General features: G+C 72.4%; 20 protein-coding genes and 1 pseudogene. 4 read left to right on the top strand and 17 right to left on the bottom strand.

What is annotated here, in order from left to right:
• Positions 1 to 5: 5 nt before the first annotated feature.
• Both ACGFI8_RS29380 and ACGFI8_RS29375 read left to right on the top strand, forming a co-directional pair.
• Complete coding sequence (locus tag ACGFI8_RS29380; protein WP_392809804.1) at positions 6 to 164, top strand: hypothetical protein; 159 nt, start codon at positions 6 to 8, stop codon at positions 162 to 164.
• A 136-nt stretch (positions 165 to 300) separates the two neighbouring features.
• Positions 301 to 438, top strand: a complete 138-nt coding sequence (locus ACGFI8_RS29375; RefSeq protein ID WP_392809802.1) for a hypothetical protein — start codon at positions 301 to 303, stop codon at positions 436 to 438.
• A 196-nt stretch (positions 439 to 634) separates the two neighbouring features.
• Here ACGFI8_RS29375 and ACGFI8_RS29370 read toward each other — a convergent pair whose 3' ends face one another.
• From ACGFI8_RS29370 to ACGFI8_RS29360, 3 genes are all read right to left on the bottom strand, one after another.
• The gene (locus ACGFI8_RS29370; protein WP_392809800.1) at positions 635 to 841 is read right to left on the bottom strand and encodes a hypothetical protein; all 207 of its coding nucleotides are present in this window, start codon (positions 839 to 841) and stop codon (positions 635 to 637) included.
• A gap of 122 nt (positions 842 to 963) precedes the next feature.
• Entirely contained in the window at positions 964 to 2100 is a 1137-nt protein-coding gene (locus tag ACGFI8_RS29365; protein WP_392809797.1) for a hypothetical protein, read from the bottom strand.
• 249 nt (positions 2101 to 2349) lie between these two features.
• Complete coding sequence (locus tag ACGFI8_RS29360; RefSeq protein WP_392809795.1) at positions 2350 to 2916, bottom strand: hypothetical protein; 567 nt, start codon at positions 2914 to 2916, stop codon at positions 2350 to 2352.
• Positions 2917 to 3174: 258 nt separating this feature from the next.
• Here ACGFI8_RS29360 and ACGFI8_RS29355 point away from each other — a divergent pair, with 258 nt between their 5' ends.
• On the top strand, positions 3175 to 3336 hold the full coding sequence (locus ACGFI8_RS29355) for a hypothetical protein (protein WP_392809793.1): 162 nt from the start codon (positions 3175 to 3177) through the stop codon (positions 3334 to 3336).
• A 375-nt stretch (positions 3337 to 3711) separates the two neighbouring features.
• Here ACGFI8_RS29355 and ACGFI8_RS29350 read toward each other — a convergent pair whose 3' ends face one another.
• From ACGFI8_RS29350 to ACGFI8_RS29305, 10 genes are all read right to left on the bottom strand, one after another.
• Positions 3712 to 4086 carry a hypothetical protein gene (locus ACGFI8_RS29350; protein WP_392809791.1) on the bottom strand — a complete coding sequence of 125 codons (375 nt, stop codon included), beginning with the start codon at positions 4084 to 4086 and terminating at the stop codon, positions 3712 to 3714.
• A 377-nt stretch (positions 4087 to 4463) separates the two neighbouring features.
• Positions 4464 to 5972, bottom strand: a complete 1509-nt coding sequence (locus tag ACGFI8_RS29345) for a diguanylate cyclase domain-containing protein (RefSeq protein WP_392809789.1) — start codon at positions 5970 to 5972, stop codon at positions 4464 to 4466.
• Between the two features lie 195 nt (positions 5973 to 6167).
• Positions 6168 to 6530 carry a hypothetical protein gene (locus ACGFI8_RS29340; RefSeq protein ID WP_392809787.1) on the bottom strand — a complete coding sequence of 121 codons (363 nt, stop codon included), beginning with the start codon at positions 6528 to 6530 and terminating at the stop codon, positions 6168 to 6170.
• Entirely contained in the window at positions 6527 to 6904 is a 378-nt protein-coding gene (locus ACGFI8_RS29335; RefSeq protein ID WP_392809785.1) for a hypothetical protein, read from the bottom strand. Before ACGFI8_RS29335 ends, ACGFI8_RS29340 begins: the two co-directional genes overlap by 4 nt.
• Positions 6901 to 7452 carry a helix-turn-helix domain-containing protein gene (locus ACGFI8_RS29330; RefSeq protein ID WP_392809783.1) on the bottom strand — a complete coding sequence of 184 codons (552 nt, stop codon included), beginning with the start codon at positions 7450 to 7452 and terminating at the stop codon, positions 6901 to 6903. The genes ACGFI8_RS29335 and ACGFI8_RS29330 overlap by 4 nt, the downstream gene beginning before the upstream one ends.
• Positions 7449 to 7919, bottom strand: coding sequence for a hypothetical protein (locus tag ACGFI8_RS29325; RefSeq protein WP_392809781.1), 471 nt, complete (start codon positions 7917 to 7919; stop codon positions 7449 to 7451). Before ACGFI8_RS29325 ends, ACGFI8_RS29330 begins: the two co-directional genes overlap by 4 nt.
• Positions 7916 to 8395 carry a hypothetical protein gene (locus ACGFI8_RS29320; protein ID WP_392809779.1) on the bottom strand — a complete coding sequence of 160 codons (480 nt, stop codon included), beginning with the start codon at positions 8393 to 8395 and terminating at the stop codon, positions 7916 to 7918. The genes ACGFI8_RS29325 and ACGFI8_RS29320 overlap by 4 nt, the downstream gene beginning before the upstream one ends.
• Positions 8392 to 9921 (bottom strand): zeta toxin family protein, encoded by a 1530-nt coding sequence (locus tag ACGFI8_RS29315; protein WP_392809777.1) that lies wholly within the window; start codon positions 9919 to 9921, stop codon positions 8392 to 8394. The genes ACGFI8_RS29320 and ACGFI8_RS29315 overlap by 4 nt, the downstream gene beginning before the upstream one ends.
• The gene (locus ACGFI8_RS29310) at positions 9918 to 10196 is read right to left on the bottom strand and encodes a hypothetical protein (protein ID WP_392809775.1); all 279 of its coding nucleotides are present in this window, start codon (positions 10194 to 10196) and stop codon (positions 9918 to 9920) included. Before ACGFI8_RS29310 ends, ACGFI8_RS29315 begins: the two co-directional genes overlap by 4 nt.
• 690 nt (positions 10197 to 10886) lie before the next feature.
• Positions 10887 to 14330: a hypothetical protein gene (locus ACGFI8_RS29305; RefSeq protein WP_392809773.1), complete on the bottom strand. Its 3444-nt coding sequence runs from the start codon at positions 14328 to 14330 to the stop codon at positions 10887 to 10889.
• A gap of 498 nt (positions 14331 to 14828) precedes the next feature.
• Between ACGFI8_RS29305 and ACGFI8_RS29300 the strand changes: the two genes are divergently transcribed.
• Entirely contained in the window at positions 14829 to 15359 is a 531-nt protein-coding gene (locus ACGFI8_RS29300; protein WP_392809771.1) for a hypothetical protein, read from the top strand.
• A gap of 178 nt (positions 15360 to 15537) precedes the next feature.
• Here the strand turns inward: ACGFI8_RS29300 and ACGFI8_RS29295 are convergent, their stop codons facing one another.
• The 4 genes and pseudogenes from ACGFI8_RS29295 to ACGFI8_RS29280 form a co-directional block, all read right to left on the bottom strand.
• The gene (locus tag ACGFI8_RS29295) at positions 15538 to 17877 is read right to left on the bottom strand and encodes a WD40 repeat domain-containing protein (protein WP_392809769.1); all 2340 of its coding nucleotides are present in this window, start codon (positions 17875 to 17877) and stop codon (positions 15538 to 15540) included.
• Positions 17874 to 19910, bottom strand: a complete 2037-nt coding sequence (locus ACGFI8_RS29290) for an AAA family ATPase (protein WP_392809767.1) — start codon at positions 19908 to 19910, stop codon at positions 17874 to 17876. Before ACGFI8_RS29290 ends, ACGFI8_RS29295 begins: the two co-directional genes overlap by 4 nt.
• Positions 19907 to 20764, bottom strand: coding sequence for a hypothetical protein (locus tag ACGFI8_RS29285; RefSeq protein WP_392809765.1), 858 nt, complete (start codon positions 20762 to 20764; stop codon positions 19907 to 19909). Before ACGFI8_RS29285 ends, ACGFI8_RS29290 begins: the two co-directional genes overlap by 4 nt.
• Positions 20765 to 20767: 3 nt before the next feature.
• Positions 20768 to 22594: pseudogene (locus tag ACGFI8_RS29280) on the bottom strand (hypothetical protein); the annotation flags it as partial.

The raw sequence follows: 22594 nt of genomic DNA, 5'->3' as shown, positions 1-22594 counted from the left end.
TCCCGTTGACCAGCAATGAGATCCGTCGCCTGTTCGGCAAAATCGTCCTCATTGGACAGACCGTCGCCGCGCATGTGCTGTACTGGTCCGACTGGCGCCGCCATCGGCAAGCACAAGCGAAAGCAAGCCACTACCGCAAACGGCTCGAACAGTACCATACGTGACAAACCGCCGTTGCAGTATTAGGTGGGCGGTGCTGAGGTTAAGGAGGGGGCGGATGACGAGGTCGGTCATGACGATCTCCAGCCGAAAGGGACAGGAAAGGGGGTAACGTCGCGCCGGTGGTGGCCCGCTCAGCCGGTGCCCGGGCAGGACGCGGCGGCGCCGTGGGTGCTGGTGGTCTGCAGGGCGTCCCAGGTCGGCCCGAAACGCGGGACGTTCCTGGCCGGCGATGCCCGCCGGGCCGGCGACGATCAGATGCTCGGCCCCGCGGGGTAAGCGAAGGTGGGCGGAGCGGGCGCGGACGACGCCGGGCGTGGCGGTGTCGATGTGCCGTGCGGTTGCCGCGGCGCCCGTGGCGTGCACGGCGGCGTGGGTGCCGGCGGCCAGGGTCTGCACGGATCGCAGGGCGGCGTTCGGGCGGTGGTTGTTGCGCATCAGATCCGTATGTCGCGCGCCATCGTGCCGGTGCGGGTCAGAGCTTGCTCGATCGTTCGAGGTCGTGAATGCGCTCGATCGCGAGCTCGAGGAGTCCTGCCGCGGCGTGGGCGATCGCTGAGGGGTGCGTCAGGTCCTGCGGGTCCAGGACGAAGGTGGCTTCTGCGCCGTCCTCGACGTCGACGGCGTCGATGGTGAAGGTCTGATCCTGGTAGCGGAGGGTCTGGATGCGGTACGTGGGCACTGGTGCTCCTCAGGTCGGGGACTCGGTCATCGTGGCTGCTGGGCATTCGTCAACGCCCCGGTCGCTGGTTGCCGTCAGAGGTGTGCGGCTCTGCCCGGGCCGCGTCGGGTTTGGGGTCGGGTTCAGCTGATGGTTGGCGGCCGGCGGTGCTCGCGGATCTGGGCCGCGTCGAGGTGGGCGACGACGGTCCAGTCCTGGTTGTCGGGGTCGGGACCGGTCCACACGCCGACGGTGTTGGCGTTGAGGTCGATGCCGACGACGTCGAGGAGGTGGCCGTCCGGGTCGCCGACGGCCACGATCACGAGGGCGTCGTCAAGGTCCGGGTCGACACGGATCGTCTTGGTGGCCCGCCCGGTGACGAGATTGACCGGGACGCCGCCCGGCGTGTCGGCGTCGGGCGTCGCGGTCGCCGTCGCGGTGACCGGTGGCTGCGGCGCGTCGTCGGTCGTGGCGTCGGCGGCCGCTGCGGCGGGGATGGCGGTGTTCACCGCGGTGAGGCCGACGGTGTCGGCGAGGTGCCGGATGGTGTGGTTGACCCGCTCGGCGACCGCGGTGAGGGCCTGGGTGGCGGCGTGCAGGGCGGTGGCGCCGATGGTGCCGCTGCCGGCCGCGTAGACGCTCCGGACCAGCTCGTCGGCGGCCAGGTGGCCGGCGCTGAGCTCGACGGGGCCGTACCGGACGGTGATGACGGCTCCGCCGTCGCCGGCCGGGGCACCCTCGGCGTCGGTGGTGGGCCAGATCGTCACGTTGGACACGCCGGCCCCGAGCCGCCACACGGCGGCCGGGACGTGCTCGAGGAGCAGTAGCTGCGCCCGCACCGCGGCGCTGTCGTCCGGGTCGGCGCTGTGGTACGGGCCGGTGACGAGCCCGGGCAGGGTCTGCTGGACGTCGGCGGTGCGGAACCAGTCGGCGAACGCGGCCGGGTCGAACACGATGCCCGGCCCGGTGACCGGCCCGGCGCTGATCAGCGGTTCGGCGGTGCGGTCGTGGACGGGCAGCCACAGCACGGTGCCGGCGTCGTGCGGGTCGTCGCTGTCGCTGACGTACACGTGCACGTCGGCGACGTCGTCGTCGCTGTCGCCGTCGGCGGACGGGGTGAGGTAGACGTAGCGGCTGTTGTGCAGGCCCTCGACGTGCCAGCCGACGCTGAACCCGTCGCTCCACGGCCGGGTGGTGACCGGGCCGGCGAGGTCGAGCCCGGCCGTCGCCGTGCGAGCGTCGCCGTCGCGGTCGGCGGCGTCGCCGGGGCGGGTGCACACGTCGACGGACAGGCTCCGGCCGTTGCCGGGGTCGGCGGGCAGGGTCAGGTACGCCAGGACGGTCCGCCCGTCGCGGTCGGCGCGGAACCCGACCCGGCCGTCGGGGTCGTGCCATGGGGGTGAAGGTGACTCCCCACCGGGTGCTGATCTGCTGGTCCTTCGTGAACGGGCTGCTGCTGGTCGTCATGATTGTGTTCCTTTGCGTAGATCCGTGATGGGCAGACGGAGGTGTGCCGCGGCGGCTGCGGGTCAGTGGCGGGCGGCGGCGCGGAGCAGGTGCAGCGCCTGCTCGGTGGCGTAGGTGTGGCCGTAGAAGCCCCAGCAGGCATCGGCATGTACCCACCCGGCCGGCACAGCTCGTCCACAGTGGACACATGGGGGCCATTGGGTGGCGCGTTCGACGATGACGCCGTAGACGTCGCCGTCCAGCCATGCCTGCCACTCGTCGCGTTCGGCGGTGAGGTCGACGGTGCCGGTGATGCCGGCGTGCGCGCGGTAGCCGCTGGTGTCGAAGATGAGCACGGTGGTGTCGCCGCCGGCCGCGGTCGCGAGGGCGGTGGTGCCGTGCACCAGCCGCAGGTAGCGGATGAACTGGTCGCGGTCGGAGAAGTGCCGCCAGGCGTGCAGGATCTCCTCGGCGTGCTCGTCCTGGTACACAGCGGCCGCGATCCGCGCGTGGCCGTCGCGGCCGGTGAGCAGCGCCGGAGCCAGGGCGTCACCGCCCGGTTCGCTGGCGTCGTCGTCGATGACTATCCGGGCCCGCCAGCCGGGCCGGCGTCGGTCGGTCACGCAGTCGATCTCGTCGTACAGGTCCATGCTGGTCTCCAAACGGCAGCGCGGCACGGCCGCGACCGCCAGCCCGTGCGGGACGCCTCGGAGCGACCCGACGCGCCGCCCGCCGCGGTGGCGCGGCCCGGCCTGGTGGGCTGGTGCTGAGGACCCGCAGCCCACCCGGGCGCGGTCCGCCGTCACAGCCCTGGCAGGGCCGGCCACGGCTGGCAGTGCACAGCCGCGTCGGGGGGTCGGGGTGGCCGGCTCGAGCAGGGCTTGACGGTGGTCAGCCCGGGTGGGAGCGTGCGTCCTCGCGCCAGCCCACTGGCCCGCCCGCGCAGCGACCGCGGCGAAGGACGGCTGCTGTGCCGTCAGCTCGTCAACGGCCGTCGCGCGCCGATGCGCCGCACGTCCCGCAGCGCTCGCGGGCAGCTCGGCGGCGACGGCGCGGACCCGCTGCCATGACTGGCTGCGCCGGATTCGGGCTACCTGAGCGGGACAGCAACCATCGGCGCCGAGCGAACCGTCGGTGTCGGGCAACGCGGTGTCCGTGGCACCGGCGAGCCGTAGGCAGCGGCTGCCGCCGGTTCCCTCGGCCAGCCCGAGCAGCCGGGTGCGGACGGCGCGCGGTCCGCGGCTGGTGGCGTCCGGGCGTTACGCCTGGCGCTGGGGCGCGGTGGGCTGCGGCGGGCGCGCGGCGGCCGGTACAGCACGGCGGCGGCGCCAGGGGCCGGCAAGGAACGGAAGCCGAGCCGCCGGCAGGTCGAATCGAGCCGTGAGCTGCGGGGCTGCGCTAGCGCCACGATCCCGTCGCGGTCGGCGACGCGCGCAGTGGGCCGATCAACTGGGTCGCGGCCGCCGGTCGCCGGGGTTGGCGGCGAGGGTGGTGACCTCCGCGACCCTCTCGAACGTGCCCAGCGCCCAGCGCCGCGCTCGGTGCCGGTCCGGCCGGACGGTGGCCAGTCCCGACGCGAGCTGGATGAGCACCAGCAGGATGTGGATCAGCAGCTCGGCGAACGCGGCACGGACGCACACCACGGCGGCGGTCCGGCTGTACCGGGCGAGCCAGACACCGGCGGCCGCGAGGACCGCGAACGGCCCGGCGATCGCGGCGACGGTGACCGGTAGACAGGCCAGTCCGGCCAGCCAGCCCTGCCCCGACCGGTGCCGGCCGGCAGGGAGTTCCTGCACGATGACCAGCGCCTGGTCTGCCACGCGGCGAGCGTGTGCCGGGCCCGGGCGCTGACCAGGACCTGCAGCATGATCGGCCAGCCTGTTGCCTGACCGGCGTGGCGCAGGACCGGCCGGTCCAGCAGGGCTGGCTGGAACCGGCCCGCGGCCAGCCACGCCAGGGCAGGCAACTGCCGCCATCTGGGCTGCAGGTCGGCGGGGATGATCCTTCGAGCGTGCCGCAGCCACCACCGCCACGCGGTACGCCTGGCCTGTGCGGACGGTCACACGGCCCGCAACGCCGCAGCGACCCGAGGGACGTGCAGGCGGTCCGGCCGCAGCGCTGCGGCCGGATGACGTCGGCTGGGGACGGGCGGTCGGTCAGTGCCGGACCCGGCTCGACGGCCGGGTCCGGCGGGCGGTCAGGAAGGGTACGTCTCCACGACCAGCGGGACGTGGGTGACCTCCTCGTCGGTGCGCTGGTCGTCGACGTGGACGTAGAGCTCCTCCGTCCCGCCGGGTCGGCGGCGGCCCCGGATCTCTACGTCCACCCCGTGCACGGTGACGACGACCAGTTCCTTGGTGTCGTCGCTGCCGGCGCTGGTGTCGACCGCGAACGCGCGCAGGTCGAGCCGGGCGATGAGGTCGTGCGCGGCGATGAGGGCTGCGGTGGTGCGCCAAGGGGTGAGCGTGCCGGAGCGGGCCCGGCCGGCGGCCGTGTGCAGCTCGGCGATCGCCGCGGTGAACGTCCCGCCGCCGTGGCCGGGACCGGTGACCACGGTGGGACCGGTGCCGGTCTGCGCCTGCTCGGGCGACGGGTCGGGCGGCGGCGCGGCGCGGTCTGCCGCGTAGGTGAGGTAGAGGTCGCAGGCGATCGCGGCGATCGTGGCAAGGACCGCCGCGGTCGAGGTGACCGGTCCGTCGTGGCGGGCCATCGACAGGTCCGGCCGCCACTGCGGCGAGGCGAGGATGACCGTGCTGTGCACGGTGACGAGCACCCGCAGGCCCCCGTCGCGGTAGCCGTTGAGGGTGGTGGGTTCGACGAGCAGGGCGGTGATCGGAGCGTCCCACCGCAGGACGCCCAGTTCGGCGCAGCGCTGCACGATGTCGGCGACCTCGGTGCCGAGGTCGTGCGTGTGCAGGGCCAGGAACTCGGGCAGTCCGGGCTCCTCCGCCAGGCCGTGCACGGTCGGGTCGGCGTCGGTGACGTCGCCGCTGGCGGTGTGGTCGGCCTCCGTGTGGACGTCGAAGGCTGCGGCGTCGAACACGACCGGCACCGCCGCCGGACGGCGGTCACGCAACCGGTGTCCGTGCCGGTCGGCGGCCGCCGGGTGGGTCATGCCGGGCTGGTAGAGCGCATACGGCTGGTGCCGATGCCGGGCGTGGTACAGGGCGATGTCCGCCGCCCGGAACGGCCGGTCGCGATCCGGCAGCGCATCGGGCAGGGCCAACCCGACCACGCACGACACGGCCGGCGCCGCTTGTCCTGCCGGGCCGGGCGGCTCACCGCCGGGGTGGACGGGCACCGCGCGGGCGACCGCGTCCCGCACGGCGACGGCGGCGTCGATGAGCCCGCTGCGGGAGGCATCCGGCAGCAGCACGACGAACTCGTCACCGCCGAGCCGGCCGGCCACACCGCCCAGCTGGGCGGCGAGTTCGGCCAGGCCGGCGGCGACCCCGCGCAGCAGCGCATCGCCGGTGTCGTGACCGAGCCGGTCGTTGACCGCCTTGAACCCGGTCAGGTCCAGCAGCAGCACGCCCGGGGCCGACCGGAAATCACGCAGGGCGGCGTGCAGCCCGGCCCGGTTGCGCAGGCCGGTGAGGTCGTCGGTGCCGAGCGTCGCGGCCAGCCGGCGCCAGAACCAGGCGACCGCGGCCACCTGGAGCAGTTCGGCGGCGCAGACCAGCACGCCTACGGCAAGGTGATGCATGACGTCTCCTTCACAGCACGGAGGAAACGGCCCGCCCTCAGGGCGGACTGTTGATCGATCTTGGTGTCGGCGTGGCGATGGGAGCCGTGCCCGCAGTTCGGTCGGGCGCTGCTGTGGACTGGTCCACGCGCCGGGCAACCACCGCACCCGGGCCGCCCGGCCAGCGCGACGCTCCGGGTGCGGCCGAGGGCCGGGCTACGCGGGCGCCTGCGCCGCGGGGTCTTCGACGATCTCGGCAAGGAGGGAAAGCCACTCGATGTCGGTCACGTCCTGCACGCTGATGTACAGCCAGTGGATGCGTTCACCCGCACTCAGCCGGGTGAGTCCCGGCTCGGCCAGTTGCTCGTACGCGTGCGCCTGACGCAGCCGCGCCCGCCGGCCGCGTCTGCGCTGGGGCCGTGGGGGGCCACCCAGCCCAGCGAACCCTTCCGCGTGCAGCAGGCCGAGCACGGCCGTCCAGAGCTGGTACCGCTGCACCCGGGTCGTCTCGCCGTCGCCGAGGCCGGCAAGCAGGGCCCGGACCTGAGCCGCGAGATCCTCGCCAGCCTGGGCGCTCATCCGACGGTCCGGCTTGCGGGGCTGGTGCGGGCCGCAGGAACGCGGCGGTTTGGGCGGTCGGGGTGCTTCGGGTACGGCCCGACCGGCAGCGCCTCGTGGTCGTCGAGGGACGCCCAGTCCGCCCGCAACCTGCGATTGATCTTGGCTTGGGGGGCCTGCCGGGCGGTGCCGAGGACCCGCAGGTACCGGTGGCAGCCGTTGCGGGGCGTGGCGTGCCACCGCTCGTGGCCGTCCGGGTCGGCGAACCATCGGGCGCTGGGCGGCTTCCAGGCGTGGGTTGTCGTCTGGCGCCAGCCGCTGATCTGCTGCAGCATCGGCACGATCGCGCGGCGGAAGTTCTGCGCCGGGGCTGGCTTCTCCTCCTCGCCGGTCACGGGGTCACCGCCGCCGGCAGCGCCCAGTCCGGCACGCAGGTGCGGGCGAAGTCGGCCGCCCACCGCGGCGCGTTGTCCAGGCCGAGGATGAGCCGGCCGGAGCCGGACGGCGGCACGCCCGCGCCGCGCACCAGGTCGGCGATGTCGACCGCCGTCCAGCCCAGCAGCTCCCCGAGGTGCACGAGAGCGGCGCCTTCGGGCCGCGTGTGTCCGGCCTCCCATTGGTTGACCTCGTTGCGGTCCACGCCGAGTGCCTCGGCCACCGCCTGCTGGGTCAGGCCACGGGCCGTGCGGGCCTCAGCGATCCGCGGGCCGAGTGGCGTGCCCGGCGCGGGAGGCAGCCACGGCCCGCTGATCTCGATTCGCTCGATCACCCACCCGGAGCCGATCTGGGTTCGCCACCGCACGTGCACGGTGATCCGCTGCGGGGTGAACCACCGCCCGCCGCAATCCAGCGGGCCGGCGTTGCCGACGTCGGCGTAGGCGGTGTGCCCGGCCTCGGTGTACGCCGACGTCGGGCCGAACTGCACGCTGTCCGGGCTGTTCACAGCCGGCCCTCCTGCTCGCGGGTGTAGGCGTCGCGGCAGGAGTCGTGCCAGGAGGTCCGGGGGTACCTGACCGGCCACTGGTCCACGAGCTCCGGCGTGCCGGTGTGCGGGTTGTCGCCCCGGCCGCACCAGGGGCAGATCACGCCGCCGCCCGACGGCTCCGGCAGGGCTGCCGACGCCGCGGTCAGCAGCCACTCCCGGGCTTCAGCGCGCCGCCGGTGGTCGACCCCGCCGGTCACGGCGAGCACGGCATCGGCCAGCATCCGCTCCCCGGCTGCCCAGTGCGCGAACGCCTGGATGCCGCCGCCGGTGTCGCGGACCTGGCCGCCGTCGCCCTTGGCCGCCGCCTGGGCCTGCAGCCACCCCCGCCGGTACTGCGCCGCCCGGCAGGCCAGCGCCCACAGCAGCGTGCGGGCGGTCACGTCGAGGCGGGTCAGCGTGACCGGCCCGCCGGTCATCCGGGTCACGGCTGCACCACCCCAGCGTCGGCTTGGCGGCGCCGGTCGGCGGCCGGGCTGCCGTACACCCGGACCTTGGCCCCGGCCCGCACGACCAGCCGGGCCGGCTTCAGGCCGGAGTCCAGGGAGCCGCCCACGATGAGCACCGCCGTGCCGTCCACGCCCACGGTGGCGCCGTCGATGGTGCGGCGCACGCCGTCGCAGTCGATCCCGTACCCGGTGTAGCCCGCCAGGGCCGCCGACCCGACCAGCTCACCCGGGCGGCAGTCGACCACGTTGATGCCGTCCTTGGACAGCTGCGGCCACACCGCGTCGTCGAAACCGGCCTCGGGCACGGTGTGCCGCTCGACGTCGAGGTTGGCCCCGATCAGCACGGTCACCTGAAGGTCGATCCGGCCGTCGCCGGCCGGGAACACGTACACGTCGCTTCCGGCCGCCAGGAGGGTCACCGTACGCCCGCCGGGGGCCGTTGCAGGGCCGGTCACTGCCCCTCCTCCCGGTACCCGGTCACGGCCACATACCGGGCCCCGTCGCCGTCGGTGGACAGCTCGGGCCGCACCGGGCGCGCCGAGCCGATCTCCTCGTTGTCGGGGCCGACCAGAGACACCCGCACCGGCAGGTCGCCGTGGCCGCGCAGCCCGGCGAGGTCGGGCGGCAGGGTGTGGCCGACGTGGCGGGACAGACCGGCCAGCACATCACGTGCACCATCTTCGATGGTCATGGTTGAGCGACTCCACAGTGGAGTGTGTGCCCCGGCGGTGCCGAGTTCGCGCGGTTCGCCGTGGGCGGGGACGGCACGTCCGGCCCGCCCGGGCACAGCCGGTGTCAAGCCGGTCCGCGGCACTGTCCACGTGGGATACTGGCGCCCGGACCGGCTTGACACCGGCCCGACCGGGCGGGACAGTGCCTGGTCCCCGCCCGCGAGCGGACCTGCGACCGCGCCGCCGCGGCTCCCCGGGGCCGCGGCGACCCCGGGGAGCCCCGGTGGGAGTCCCAGCTCGCGCTCCTCCGCCAGGCCAGCAGCGCCCCAGCCGTCGACGTGTACCGGGGCATCCTGCGGAGGGAAGGGCGTGGGTGTGTGCGGCGCGCGGGCCGGTGCGGGATCAGCTGCCGGGATCGGCTCAGCGGCCCGGCTTGTGATCGCCGCGAGGCGCTGCACGTCGCGGCGCGTGGCTTGGGCGGCGTCGGCGAGCAGCCGGGATAGATCGGGGCGCAGCGCGGCGGGCAGCGTCTGCGCGAGCGCGGCGGCGCGCACGTACAGGCCGGTGAGATCGGTGCCGAGCCTGGCCGCGCGGCCGTGTTCGATGGCGGCGCGGGCGGCGGGCGGATACCGCCACTGGCTGTCGATGAGATGGTTGTGGTAGAGCTGGTGGCCGTTGCGTTGGTACACGTGGACGGTGTCGGCGAGGTGGTGCTGGTCGATGCGGTCGGCGGTGGCCGGCAGGCCGGTGTAGGCGGTGCGCTGGTAGTCGGGTGGCGTGTTGCGGCCGTAGCCGAGCACGGCCCGGTCGGCCTGGTAGCGGTCGAGGACGCCGAGCCGGCTGTGCAGCTCGTGGACGGCGAGGATGGCCACCTGCGGCGAGTAGGCGAGGCTGCGGAAGCGGTTGATGAGGGCTTCGGCGTGGCCGGGGTCGGCGAAGGTGGTGGACAGCACGATGTCGTAGCGGCGGCTGGTGGCTTCGGCGATGCACATGCGCAGCCAGCGTTGGGCGTCGCGTTGGGTGTATGCGGCGGCGGTGCGGTCGTCGGCGAGGGCCAGTTGCTCATAACTGGGGTGGTAGGTGCGCAGGTCGTCGACATCGACCGCAACCGCGGCGGTGCGGCCCAGCTGGGCGAGGACGGCAGCCTGGGCGACAGACTTGCCGGCGCCGGGCTGGCCGACGACGAGCACCACGACTGGCTGCTGCTGGGCGATGCCGGTCAGCCGCTCGGGTGCGATGTCCTCGGCGAAGATCCGGTCAGCCACATCGGGTGGCAGCACGTATCGGTCGCGGTCCAGCCCGACCGTCATGGCGGCCCGGATCGGACCTCGCGCAGCACCGCCGGGTACTCGGCGAGGATCCGGGCGATCGCCGTGTGATCGGCAGGGTCGAGGTCGCGCTGCTGCGCGGCGACCTTGCCACGCTCGGCGCGCAACTGGGCGACGTCATCGCGGGCTTCAGGCCGCGCGATCCGGGCGCTGTACGCCGCGGCGAGCGCGCGAAGGACCCCGATCGCCCGGTCGTACCCCTCCTGCTGCCCAGCACTCCAGGGCTGTAGGTCATCGTCGAATCGTCCGGCGTCCATTCCCGCCTCCTGTGCTGTCCATGGTAGATCGCCTTGCGTACGGTGTCCGCGACGTTCCTTCGCACCCCTCGCTGGCAGCGCCTGTCCCCAAGCAGGGCTCGCTGCGCCAACTGCCATCGGCATTGGTCACCTGCGTGCCTCGGCCCGGCCGGTGATCGCCTGGCCCGCCAAGGGAGTGGGCGGCGGACACGGCCGGGTGCCGGCGAGCGTCAAGGCCGCCTGTTGCAGTGCTTCGCGGTGCGGCGGGCTGGCTCGGACGGTCAACGGCATGTGCCTGGACCCCGCACCAGCGCTGAGCCGAGTTGCTGCGTTGGCGTAAGTCTCGCCGGGCTGCCGGCGCTCAGGCCGCGGCCGTGCCGATCTCGCGGAGGGAGCCGACATCGACGTCGGCTATAGCCAGTCGAAGCGCCTGCGCCATGTCGAGGTCGTCCACCACGCGCCGTGCACAAGGCGGCACCATTCACGGCGGGCGTAGCGGAGGAAATCGATCCGCCAGCGCCGTCCGGCGTGCTCATCGCCCCGACCACCTCAAGCCTGCCTGAAACCAGGCCCGCCAGAGCTGTACCCCCGGGTGTCCGCACATCGCGGCGCCCGTCGGCCAATGGAGACGGCCGGGCGGCTGAGCGCAGAAGAGATGCCGTTTGTCGCTGGGTTCGATGCTGCGCCGATGCGGGAGACTGGCGATGCGCCTTACCGAGTTGCATCTCCGTTGCCGGATTTAGGTACTTGCAGCACGAACCGCATCGCTCGATGGCGGGTTGCGTCGTCGAGGTCGCCAACCAGGTGAGTCATGATCAGTACGGCCTCTTCCGATCTGTGACGCTTCGACAGCCGTGACCACAGCTCTTGCAGCATGGTGTCCAGGATGTGGCCACCGTCTTCGGGTACGAGTTGCACCAACGCTCGGGCAATGCCGACGATGTGCCTGGGCTGAGCCCAAAGCTCACACGCGAGCGCTGTCGAGATCTGGGTAAGGTTGTCGGTGCAGTGCTCGTGTGGTGAGGCTCTTTGCAGCCCCAGCAGCGCCTGATGTATCCAGGTGTCGACCGCAGTGGAGGGCGCGCCCCGCAGGGCGGTGCGCAGGACTGCGGCCGCTGGCTCGGGTTGCGCCCATGTCGCCGGTCGGCCGAGGATTGCCGTAACCGGTCCGGGTTGCCAATGCCCGGCCACTCCGACGCTGATGAGCGTGTCCTGGTCGAATGGAAGGTCGACGGTGTACTCGGTCGTCAGGGCGTGCAGGGCGCGTCGGCGCGCAGCGTCGTCGAGTAGCCCGAGCTGCACGGCGATATCAAGCATGGAGACGGTGCCGAAGGTGCGCACGCCGACCGCGTGGGCGAGACGACGTAGGCCAAGGTCGTCGCACCAGAGGAAGCTGTCCGTGGTCTTCGCAGCGTCGACGTTGAGCAGCCATGCCGGCTCGTCATGCGCCGTCCACGACGGCAGATGGATGAGCGTCGAGTGGCCGATGCGGCGCATGCCGCGGGCATGCCCGAGCATGGCGCTGATCTGCTGTTGTTGACGTCGCCGAATGTCCGGATCGGTCTCGGTTGCGAAGAACCGGTCGGCGTCCGGATCGAAGCCCATGGTGCCTTCGGCTGGAAGCGCGAAGTAGTCGTCCGCGGCGAGCAAGTCGGTCAGACCCGCCGCTGTCGTCAACGCCCGGCCGGCGATCCCGAGAAGGCTGGCGGCGACGTCCGGAATCAGGGCCAACGTGTACAGCGCGCTGGCATCGATGATGCACGCCTGACCGTGCACGCCGCGCGCATGGCTCAGCTCGGTGTCGATGTCCTGCTCGATGGGCGAGGCGATCCGGTTCATCCCGAGCGGGCGGTACGGGAAGATCGCCGCGTACGGCTTGCCGACAACCGGACTCAGCATGCCGATGGGTACGAGATTGTTCATTACTTGATCGCGCGCCGCCTGGTAGCTGGCCGCATGTGCGCGCATCATTGCTTCCATCTCGGCGGGAAGGACGTTGCCCGCAAGGCTGTACTGCTGGATCCTCGTGCTGGCCGGGTACCGCTCGAAAAACAACGTCCACGCCTCGGTGACTTCTTGACCGACGTCCTGCGGCAGGTCGGTCCGGTCAATCCGAAGGTTGATCGCGTTCATCGCGGCGAGATGGACTGATTCGTCCTGCTGGAATGCGTGCAGCAGCGTGAGGGCGGTGCGAGCGACCTGCGCGGCATCGCAGAACCGTCGTACGAGGTCGAGCAGGAACATGGCCCGCATCGGTGTTGTCGGGCGTGGTTCGCCGTGGCGCCGCAGTGTCCGCCATGCCTCCGCAGGGTCGCCGTCGCGGGCCTGGCAGTAGGCGAGGATCCATCGGGCGTCGTCGTCGCGGTCGTCGAGTTCGAGCAGCGCCCGGCATGCCGACATGGCGCCGGGCCAGTCGTGCAGCGTCATGTCGACATTCGCGAGCCGGCGCAGCACCGTGGTGCGCCCCGGCCACAGCGGACCGGATTCGGTTAGGGCCTGCTGGGCGATCGACCGGGCGCCTGGCCAGTCGCCGTCGTCCATATGGCAGTCGGCCGCGAGGAGTAGCAGACGAGGGTCGCGCCATCGCTGCATGGCGTCCAGCAACACGCCGGCTGCGCGGCCCGGCTCGCCAGCAGCTCGGATGAGCTCGGCACGACGCACCGAAGCGAGCGAAGAGGTGGCTTCGAGGCTGCGCAACCGAGCGTCGGCGTCCGGGCCGGCGATCGAAGATATTTCCCGGATCTTCTCAATCTCCGCCACCGCGCCCGGATACCTGCTGCGCAGCGCCTCGGCGTGCACGTGGTGGGTTGCTCCTTCGAGGGCCAGGAAACGCAACGCGCGAAGTTGCTGCTCGTCCGTCGTCGCTGCCTCCGCAACCCGCATCCATGCGGCAACCACCGGTTCGCGGTCGTTGTCCCCGGTTTGCAGACTGAGAATCTCGGCATCGACCTGGAGCTTGACGAAGGTGTCGTTGGTTTCGCTTGCGAGCAGCCGCGCCTGCTCCATCCGGCCGGTGAGGGCCGCGCCGAGCGCGGCGATGGGCAGCACCCGACTATCGGCGGCCTCAGCGTCAGTGGCGTCCCCGTCCGGGGCGGGGCGGGTGACCTCCCAGACACCTGCCGGGTCTTCGCCGATGAAGAGCGCCTCCGCGGCGGCGGCGATTGCTTCTGCGCTGTCTCCCCGCCACGATCGACGCAGGTTCCGGGCCCGGATTGCCAGATCGCGGGCGCGTGCGGCGTCCTTCCACTGGCTGTCGCCGGCGCCGGTGACGGAACGGCGCCCGAGCAGCCGCGCAAGCTGGAGCAGCAGTCCGGCACCTGCGGTGTCGTCCGCAATTGCCTCGATGGCCCTGATCGCTTCGTCGATCCGATCCAGGTTCTGGTAGACCGTCGCGGTGAGCGACGCGGCAGCGTCCCTCTCCCAAGCGGTCTGCGGAACGCATGCCGAGAGCGCAGCTGCCGCATCGACCCACCGACCTTCGTAGTTCAGTTGAGCGGCGTTGGTGAGCGGATACGAGGCGTCGACCCGCTGTGCCTCCTCGAGGTAGGCCAGCGCCGAGTCGTTGTCCTCGGCGGTCCACGCCGCCTGCGCGGCCCGGAAGAGCCAGAACGGTCTCGGGCTCACGCCGAGATTGAGCGCCGCCTGCACGTAGGTCACCGCGGCGGCAGGTTGCCCATACGCGAGCATGAGCTCGGCGATGACGAGCTGGCCGTATGCGGAAAGGTTGGCAGCGGCGCCCGGAGGTGCGACCGCCCATTCCCGCGCCACCCGAACTGGATCTGCAGCATCCCGCGTGAAGGCCACGACCAGCTGCCACGTGCTGTCGTGATCGACATCCTCGTCCAGCAGTTGCCGCGCGTAGGGCGGCAACCGCTCCAGCACCCGATCGTCATGCTCTAGCTGGCCGAGCTCAATCCGATCAAGCTGATCATGTATCCGTTCGCCCGCCTCGGCGAGGTCGTCCGTCGTCGCAGGCTGCGGACCAGCCTGATCGAGGAAGTAGCCGACTGCCCACAGACCGAACATCACGACCACAAGCACGCCCGAAAACGCCAGTGGATGACGCTGGACCAACGACAAGGCGGACGGCAGCGTCAGCGAGTTGCTAGCAAGGTTGGTGATGATTGCCAAAGCGGCGCCCACGAACGAGGTCAAGAACGACACGGTCAGCGTCGGCAGGAACCGGAATCGCCGCGAGCCTCTCATCTTGGTTTCCGCCTCGTGTCGGCCTATCACAACAAACTTGCTGCCCGACGTGGGACGGACGCCTACGGATCGGCCAGGCCGACACCTTACTGCGAACTGGTTCGGGTTGACTCTGGTAGGCCCGGGAGTTCGCTCTTGTGCCGGCCAGTTGCCTCCGGTCCGGAACATATCGACTTGAAGGTGGCACAGCCTCACCGGGCACGAACGTCGGGGTCGCGGCTAAGCCCGGCCTGGGAGTTATGTACATCAATATCCACACGCCGTCCACAGGTGTTGTCCACAGCCGTGGATAACACGGGTGACCGAGCGGCCAGCACGCGGGCCGCCGAACGTGTGTACTATTCTGTGACTCGGGTGGTGCTGCGGTGCCAGCCCGAGGACGCCCGGGTCGGGACTTCCCCCTCCGCCCGAGCGTTCATGTTGTGGCAGCTCAAGGGGGGTGCGCGGATGAGTACGGCCGCGGCGGCTGAATCGGCCGCTGGCGAGCGCAGTCCGGCGCCTCAGCGGCTGCGGGTGATCCGTCGTGCCGATGAGGTCGCCGCGGTACTCCGCGATGTCAATGCGACCGCCGTCGCGCGGGACCGTACCGGCGTGCTGCCCCGGGCGGTGGAGCGAGCCGAGCGCGTCGATCGGACCGGCGCGACGGCTATTTTGCCGGTCGCGGCCGAGCTCCGTGCGCTGTTTCCGCTGGGTGGGCTGCGGCGGGGTGACACGGTGGCGGCGGTCGGGTCGACGAGTCTGGTGCTGGTCCTGCTGGCGGAGGCGATGGCGGCCGGCTGCACCGCTGTGACGGTCGACCTGCCGGAGTTGAGTCCCGTCACGGCGGCCGAGTACGGGATCCCCCTCGAACGGCTTGAGGTGCACCGGTTCCGGGAATCCTGCTTGGTGCTCGACGTCAACTCGTCGTGGAGTGGCGGTTCTGTGTCGTTTCCTGTGCCGGTTCGAAGGGTGTTGGTTACGGCGGGCGGTGCGCCGTGACGGCCGCCGCTGTTGAGGCGCTGGCGAGCGACGCCCGGTTGGCGGCGTTGGAGCAGGCGGGGTTTGTTCGGCGTGGTCGGTCGATCGGTGAGGTCGGCTCGGAGGGGGCTTTGCCGGTCGTTGACGAGCTTCGGGGTGTTCTTTCTCTGAACTGAAACCGGCTCCCGTTTCAGGGTCTTTACCTGCTCAGTTGATCCGCAAGTTCTGCGAGAGCGATGCCGTCGCCAGCCAGGACGACGAGTGAGCCGTGTTGCTGCGGCACGGCAAGTGCCCTAATGAAGAGGCCGATCAAAGGCTCACCGATCGGGGTGCCGGTGGTCAGGTCCCACACCCGCACCGTCTCATCGTCGTAGCCGGTGACTGCGACCAGCCGTCCGTCAGGCAGAGTCACCGTCGCCACCGCCACCACGCCGCCGGGGTGGCCGGTCATTGGCTCACCGATCGGGGTGCCGGTGGTCAGGTCCCACACCCGCACCGTCCCATCGAAGCCGCCGGTGACTGCGACCGGCCGTCCGCCAGGCAGGGTAATTGCCGCCACCGCCTCTACGCTGCCGGCGTGGCCGGTCATCGGCTCACCGATCGGGGTGCCGGTGGTCAGGTCCCACACCCGCACCGTCCCATCGAAGCCGCCGGTGACTGCGACCGGCCGCCCGTCAGACAGGGTAATTGCCGCCACCGCCTCTACGCTGCCGGCGTGGCCGGTCATCGGCGCGCCGATCGGGGTGCCGGTGGTCAGGTCCCATGCCCGCACCGTCCCATCGAAGCCGCCGCCGGTGACCGCGACCGGCCAACCGCCGGGCAGCGTCACCGCCGCCACCGCCACCACGCCGTAGGTGTGGCCGGTCATCGGCGCGCCGATCGGGGTGCCGGTGGTCAGGTCCCACACCCGCACCGTCCCATCGAAGCCGCCGCCGGTGACCGCGATCGGCCGCCCGTCGGGCAGGACCACGGCCGCCACCGCCACCGCGCCGCCGGCGTGGCCGGTCATCGGCGCGCCGATCGAGGTGCCGGTGGTCAGGTCCCACACCAGCACCGTCCCATCGAAGCTGCCGCCGGTGACCGCAGCCGGCCGCCCGTCGGGCAGGACCACCGCCGCCACCGCCACCACGCCGCCGGCGTGGCCGGTCATCGGCGCGCCGGCCCGGGCGCCGGTGGTCAGGTTCCACACCCGCACCGTCCCATCAAAGCCGCTGGTAACTGCGACCGGCCGCCCGTCGGGTAGGACCACGGCCGCCACCGCCTCCACGCCGTCGGTGTGGCCGGTCATCGGCGGGCCGATCGGGGTGCCGGTGGTCAGGTCCCACACCCGCACCGTCCCATCGTCGTAGCCGCCGCCGGTGACCGCGACCGGCTGCCCGTCAGGCAGGATCACCAGTCCAACTGCCTCCACGCCGCCGGCGTGGCCGGTCATCGGCGGGCCGATCGGGGTGCCGGTGGTCAGGTTCCACACCCGCACCGTCCCATCGAAGCCGCCGCCGGTGACCGCGATCGGCCGCCCGTCGGGCAGGACCACCGCCGCCACCGCCACCACGCCGCCGGCGTGGCCGGTCATTGGCTCACCGATCGGGGTGCCGGTGGTCAGGTTCCACACCCGCACCGTCCCATCACCGCCGCCGGTGATCGCTACCGGCCGCCCGTCGGGCAGGACCACCGCCGCCACCGCGCCCACGCCGCCGAGGTGGCCGGTCATCGGCGCGCCGATCGGGGTGCCGGTGGTCAGGTTCCACACCCGCACCGTCCCATCACCGCCGCCGGTGATCGCGATCGGCCGCCCGTCGGGCAGGACCACCGCCGCCACCGCGCCCACGCCGCCGGCGTGGCCGGTCATCGGCGCGCCGATCGGGGTGCCGGTGGTCAGGTTCCACACCCGCACCGTCCCATCGAAGCCGCCAGTGATCGCTACCGGCCGCCCGTCGGGCAGGACCACCGCCGCCACCGCCGTTACCGCCCCCAGGCCGCCGGGATGGCGGGTTGTCGACTCACCGATCCGGGTGCCGGTGGTCAGGTCCCACACCCGCACCGTCCCATCGCCGCCGGTCACCGCAACCGGCCGCCCACCGGGCAGTTCTGCAATCGCGATGGGGGCTGCTGTCGTTTCTCGGGTGAGGATTTCATGGGGGCTGCTGCGGGTGGCCCAGTGGACTTGCCAGTTGCCGCCGATGGCTGGTGAGCAGGGTTGGTTGTTGAGGGCGGCGTGCAGGCTAATGGCGGCAGCATTGGCGGCGGGGTTGTGCCATTGCCAGATGTGGGTCGCTTGGCGGATGGCAGGCAACAGTGGAAGGTCGACGTGCTTTGGTGCGGTGACGGCGGCGCGGAGCCGGGCGGGGTCGAGGTAGGGGACAAAAGCGTCGGGGATCGTGCGGGCGTTGAGGGCATCTCCTGCAGCTGCGTGTTCGGTCAGGTGGCGCCGGATGTATGCGGGGGGTGGCTGGTCGCAGGCGACGGTGGTCGGGACGTCGGCGATGATGGCCAGTTGCCGGGCGATGCGAGCTTCAACGTCGCGCAGGTGGTCGGTCATGGTGTCGTGCTGGGCGGGGTCGGGGTGAGTAGTTCGCGCCAGCGTTCGCGCAGGGTGGTACGGAGCAGGTCGTGGAACAGCCGGTAGACGGTGGTGTCGTCTTCGGTGTCGGTGACGAGGTAGGCACCAAGGCGAGACTGCAGGAGCCAGGCGATGTCGTTGTCACCGTAGTAGCCGCCGTCGTCGTCGACGGCGTGGGCGACGAGCGGCCAGATGTTGCCCCAGGGTAGGCCGGCGCCGTAGGCGAACGCGACCGCGCGGAGCAGTACGACGGCGCGGTGGCGGTCGTTCGGGTTGGGCAGGCTGCGGTGCAGGTCGTCGCGGAAGACGCCGAGGACGCCGTCGTTGAGGGCCGCGCGCCAGGCCGGGTCGGCGGCCTGGACGACGGTGTGGTGTGCGGCGAGCGATGACGCGGCGATGCGGGCGATGAGGAACGAGCGTCCGGCCTGGGTGCCGAGGACGCCGGCGACGGCGTCGACGATCTCATCGGACACCGCGTGGTACGGGGAGCGGGGCGTGTGCCGCAGGATGCTCCCGACGTAGTCGGTGACGTCGTGCTGGTTCCACCATGGGGGTTCGTCGACCGGGATGCGCCGGGCCTGCAGCACGTGTGCCGCGGTGTCGGCGAGCGCGGCGCCGGAGCTGGGCTGGGGTTCCGGACGGCTGCCGGCGGCGTGGGAGCGGACGCCGATAAGCAGCCGGATGTGTGGGTGGGTGGGGTCGGGTTCGAGTTTGGCGAGGACGTTGTGCAGGAGGTCGTGTGGGTGGGTGGCCTCGTCGAGTGCGTCGACGACGATGGTGAGGGGGCGTTGGTGGGTGGTCAGCCAGTGGTGCCAGGCGTCGAGGCGTTCGGTGTCGGTGGGTTCGGCGTGGGCGGTGGCCGGCGGTGGTACGTGCAGGGCCGTGCAGATTTGGGCGAGGACCTGGGTGTGCAGTTTCCCGGTCGCCAGCACGGCGACGTCCACCGCGCCCGCCGGCGGCCGGAGCTCGTCGGGGACGTCGTGCAGTTCGTCGCGGTGCTGGTCGACGAATCGGGTGTCGCTGAGGGTGACGAGCCGGGCGAGGGCAGCGGACTTGCCGCTACCGGCTCCGCCGGTGACCACGGTCGCGCCGGCGGCGCCAGTGGCGGCGTCGATGAGGGCGCGGATGAGGGTGGCTCGGCCGGTGAACAGCCAGCCGGGTTCGTCGTCGCGCATGACGCCGCGGGCGCGGGGCCGCCAGTGGGTTTCCAGGTCGCTGCGGGGCAGGGCCAGTTCGTGTCGGGCCGGGGTGAGCTCGGCGGTGTCGCTGCCGCGGTAGTGCGGGTTGGGCAGGCACAGGTGCCGGTCGCCGAGCTGACTGCCGTACAGGGGAGTCACGGTCTGCCCGGGGTCTAGGTGTTCACGCACGCCGCGCAGGAACTCGTCGACCTTGAGGTAGGGCTCGAGCGCGCCGCCGTAGCTGCCGCCCTCGGGGCGGCCGAGCTTGTCCAGGAAGCGGGTGACGGCGCTGGTGAGTGCGCCGACGATCGCTTGCTCGTTCTTGGTCGCGCTGGGCAGGACCAGCCAGGTCGGAGGCAGGTCGCGGTCCAGGCGGGTGGTGTCGCGGGCGACCGCGCCGGCGTAGCAGGCGTCGAGCACGACCAGCAGATGCCGGATGCGGGTTTCGGCGAGCCAGGCGATCAGGTCACCGGTGCGGATCGCCGTGCCGACCAGCCGGCTGCTGTCGGTGCCCTTGAGCACCAGGTAGTGCGTGTCATCGGCCTTCGTGCCGTGACCGGTGACGAACACGACCGCGGCGTCGCCGGCGCGCCACAGCCGCTCCGGCGGTGGATCTTCCAGGGCGTCGCGGATCTGCGTCTTGGTCGGGTTCGCCGCGAGTTCGGGGAAGCGTGGCGTGAACCGGCGCGGGCCTAGCTGCTCGTGGCACAGCCAGTCGCGCAGCGCGGCCACCTCGCCGTCCACTTCCAGGGGCGGGAAAGCCGGGTCGTCGTACTTGCCGGTGGCGACCGCGACGAAATGCCGGCGGAGGACCTCGTCGTCCACGTCGCTCATCCGTCCGCCAGGTGCGGCAGCGCCTGCAGCAGCACCGCACCGGTCGTCTCGCGGGCCAGGTAGCCCTCCGCGGCGTGCGCGTCGGGGCCGTTGTCGACGATCCGGTCGCCAGCCGGCCCGATCTGCGGCCACCAGGTGTGCAGCGGCCCGGCGCAGGTCACCGGGTCGCGCAGGTCGCGTACGTTCACCCAGGCGGGCACCGGCAGCGGCTCCACCGTCAGCCGGCTGCGGACCATCCGTAGCCCGAGCGGTGAACCGAGGGTCAGCAGCAGCTGTACGCTATGCCCGGGATGCTGTCGCAGATATTCGTAGGCGACCAGCGACCCCAGCGAGTGCCCGATCAGCACCCGGCACCGCCCGACGATCGCCGCCTCGACCCGGGCGTCGACCGTCGCCTTGAGTTCCGGGTCGGTCAGGTACCGGCGGAGCTGCCGCAGCACCCCCACGTACAGGACACCGGCGGCCGCGCCGAAGCGGCGGTCGACCGCCCGCAGCAGCACCTGCAGCGGCCGCGGCACCCGCGTGTAGCCCTTCGGCACCTCCGCCTCTGCCGCCGCCACATCCGAGGCGCTCACCGACTCCGCCAACACCTCGGCGACCTCAGCCAGTTCCGCCTCGTCCATGCCGTCCAACTCGGCATCGTCACCTCCGCCGGACTTCGCCCCGGACGAGACGGTACCGCCGACCGGAAGGAACACGTCGCCGTAGAACGCCAGGTCGAGATCCGGTACCGGCACTGCCCGGCCTGCTGCCCGCTCCACCCCATCGGCCAACGCCGGCGCCCAGTCCCGCAACAGGAGGTGCCGCCCCAACCGATGCTTGGCCACGCCATGCACCCCGACCAACTCACCCACGCCTCACCCTCCCGCTCGGCTCTGCAACGCCTCGATGTTCAACCGCACACAAGCAACTCCCGAACCCGCAAACACCAACCACGGGCCGGACGGGCCCGCAACTCCAGCAACGCCGCGCACTTCGTCGGGCAACGCCAAGGGATGACCCAACGACGTACCCGCTGTCATATCCCACACCCGCACCGTCCCATCGAAGCCGCCGGTGACCGCGACCGGGCGCCCGTCGGGCAGGGTCATCGCCGCCACCGCCTCCACGGCGCCGGTGTGGCCGGTCATCGGCTCGCCGATCGGGGTGCCGGCGGTCAGGTCCCACATCCGCACCGTGCCGTCGCCGCGGCCGCCAGTGACTGCGACCGGGCGCCCGTCGGGCAGGGTCATCGCCGCCACCGCCCGCACGCTGCCGGTGTGGCCAGTCATCGGCTCGCCGACCGGGGTGCCGCCGGTCAGGTCCCACACCCGCACCGTGCCGTCGACGCCGCCGGCGGCGACTGCGACCGGGCGCCCGTCGGACAGGGTCATCGCCGCCACCGCGGCCTCCACGCTGCCGGTGTGGCCGGTCATCGGCTCGCCGATCTGGGTGCCGGCGGTCAGGTCCCACATCCGCACCGTGCCGTCGAAGCCGGCGGTGACTGCGACCGGGCGCCCGTCGGGCAGGGTCATCGCCGCCACCGCCAACACGGGGCCGGTGTGGCCAGTCATCGGCGCCCCGACCGGGGTGCCGGCGGTCAGGTCCCACACCCGCACCGTGCCGTCGAAGCCGGCGGTAACCGCGACCGGGCGCCCGCCGGGCAGGGTCATCGCCGCCACCCCCTCCACGCCGCCGGTGTGGCCGGTCATCGGCTCCCCGACCAGGGTGCCGGCGGTCAGATCCCACACCCGCACCGTCCCGTGGACGCCGTCGGCGGTGACTGCGACCGGACGCCCGTCAGGCAGGGCCACCGCCGCCACCGCCCACACGCCGCCGGGGTGGCCGGTCATCGGCTCCCCGACCTGGGTGCCGGCGGTCAGGTCCCACACCCGCACCGTGCCGTCGAAGCCGGCGGTGACTGCGACCGGGCGCCCGCCGGGCAGGGTCATCGCCGCCACCCCCTCCACGCTGCCGGTGTGGCCGGTCATCGGCGTCCCGACCAGGGTGCCGGCGGTCAGGTCCCACACCCGCACTGTCCAGTCGACGCCGCCGGCGGTGACTGCGACCGGACGCCCGCCGGGCAGGGTCACCGCCGCCACCGCCCGCACGCCGTCGGTGTGGCCGGTCATCGGCTCGCCGACCGGGGTGCCGGCGGTCAGGTCCCACACCCGCACCGTCCGGTCCTCGCCGGCGGTGACTGCGACCGGGCGCCCGCCGGGCAGGGTCATCGCCGCCACCGCCCGCACGGCGCTGGTGTGGCCGGTCATCGGCTCGCCGACCGGGGTGCCGGCGGTCAGGTCCCACACCCGCACCGTCCGGTCGTCGCCAGCGGTGACCGCGACCGGGCGCCCGCCGGGCAGGGTCACCGCCGCCACCGCCGACACGGCGCTGGTGTGGCCGGTCATCGGCTCGCCGACCGGGGTGCCGGCGGTCAGGTCCCACACCCGCACCGTCCGGTCGTCGCCGGCGGTGACCGCGACCGGGCGCCCGCCGGGCAGGGTCATCGCCGCCACCGCCCACACGCTGCCGGTGTGGCCGGTCATCGGCGTCCCGACCTGGGTGCCGGCGGTCAGGTCCCACACCCGCACCGTCCGGTCGTAGCCGCAGGTGACCGCGACCGGGCGCCCGCCGGGCAGGGTCATCGCCGCCACCGCCCACACGCTGCCGGTGTGGCCGGTCATCGGCGTCCCGACCTGGGTGCC

The organism is Dactylosporangium sp. NPDC048998 (assembly GCF_043197855.1).
GTDB lineage: Bacteria > Actinomycetota > Actinomycetes > Mycobacteriales > Micromonosporaceae > Dactylosporangium.
The sequence above is the reverse complement of the archived record's forward strand: the minus strand, read 5'-3'. Positions and strand labels throughout refer to the sequence as shown.

Excerpts from the sequence above, each read along its gene's own strand:
- ACGFI8_RS29360 (WP_392809795.1), bottom strand. The coding sequence starts at position 2,916 with ATGGACCTGTACGACGAGATCGACTGCGTGACCGACCGACGCCGGCCC.
- ACGFI8_RS29345 (WP_392809789.1), bottom strand. The coding sequence starts at position 5,972 with ATGCATCACCTTGCCGTAGGCGTGCTGGTCTGCGCCGCCGAACTGCTC.
- ACGFI8_RS29340 (WP_392809787.1), bottom strand. The coding sequence starts at position 6,530 with ATGAGCGCCCAGGCTGGCGAGGATCTCGCGGCTCAGGTCCGGGCCCTG.
- ACGFI8_RS29315 (WP_392809777.1), bottom strand. The coding sequence starts at position 9,921 with ATGACGGTCGGGCTGGACCGCGACCGATACGTGCTGCCACCCGATGTG.
- ACGFI8_RS29310 (WP_392809775.1), bottom strand. The coding sequence starts at position 10,196 with ATGGACGCCGGACGATTCGACGATGACCTACAGCCCTGGAGTGCTGGG.
- ACGFI8_RS29300 (WP_392809771.1), top strand. The coding sequence starts at position 14,829 with ATGAGTACGGCCGCGGCGGCTGAATCGGCCGCTGGCGAGCGCAGTCCG.
- ACGFI8_RS29295 (WP_392809769.1), bottom strand. The coding sequence starts at position 17,877 with ATGACCGACCACCTGCGCGACGTTGAAGCTCGCATCGCCCGGCAACTG.
- ACGFI8_RS29290 (WP_392809767.1), bottom strand. The coding sequence starts at position 19,910 with ATGAGCGACGTGGACGACGAGGTCCTCCGCCGGCATTTCGTCGCGGTC.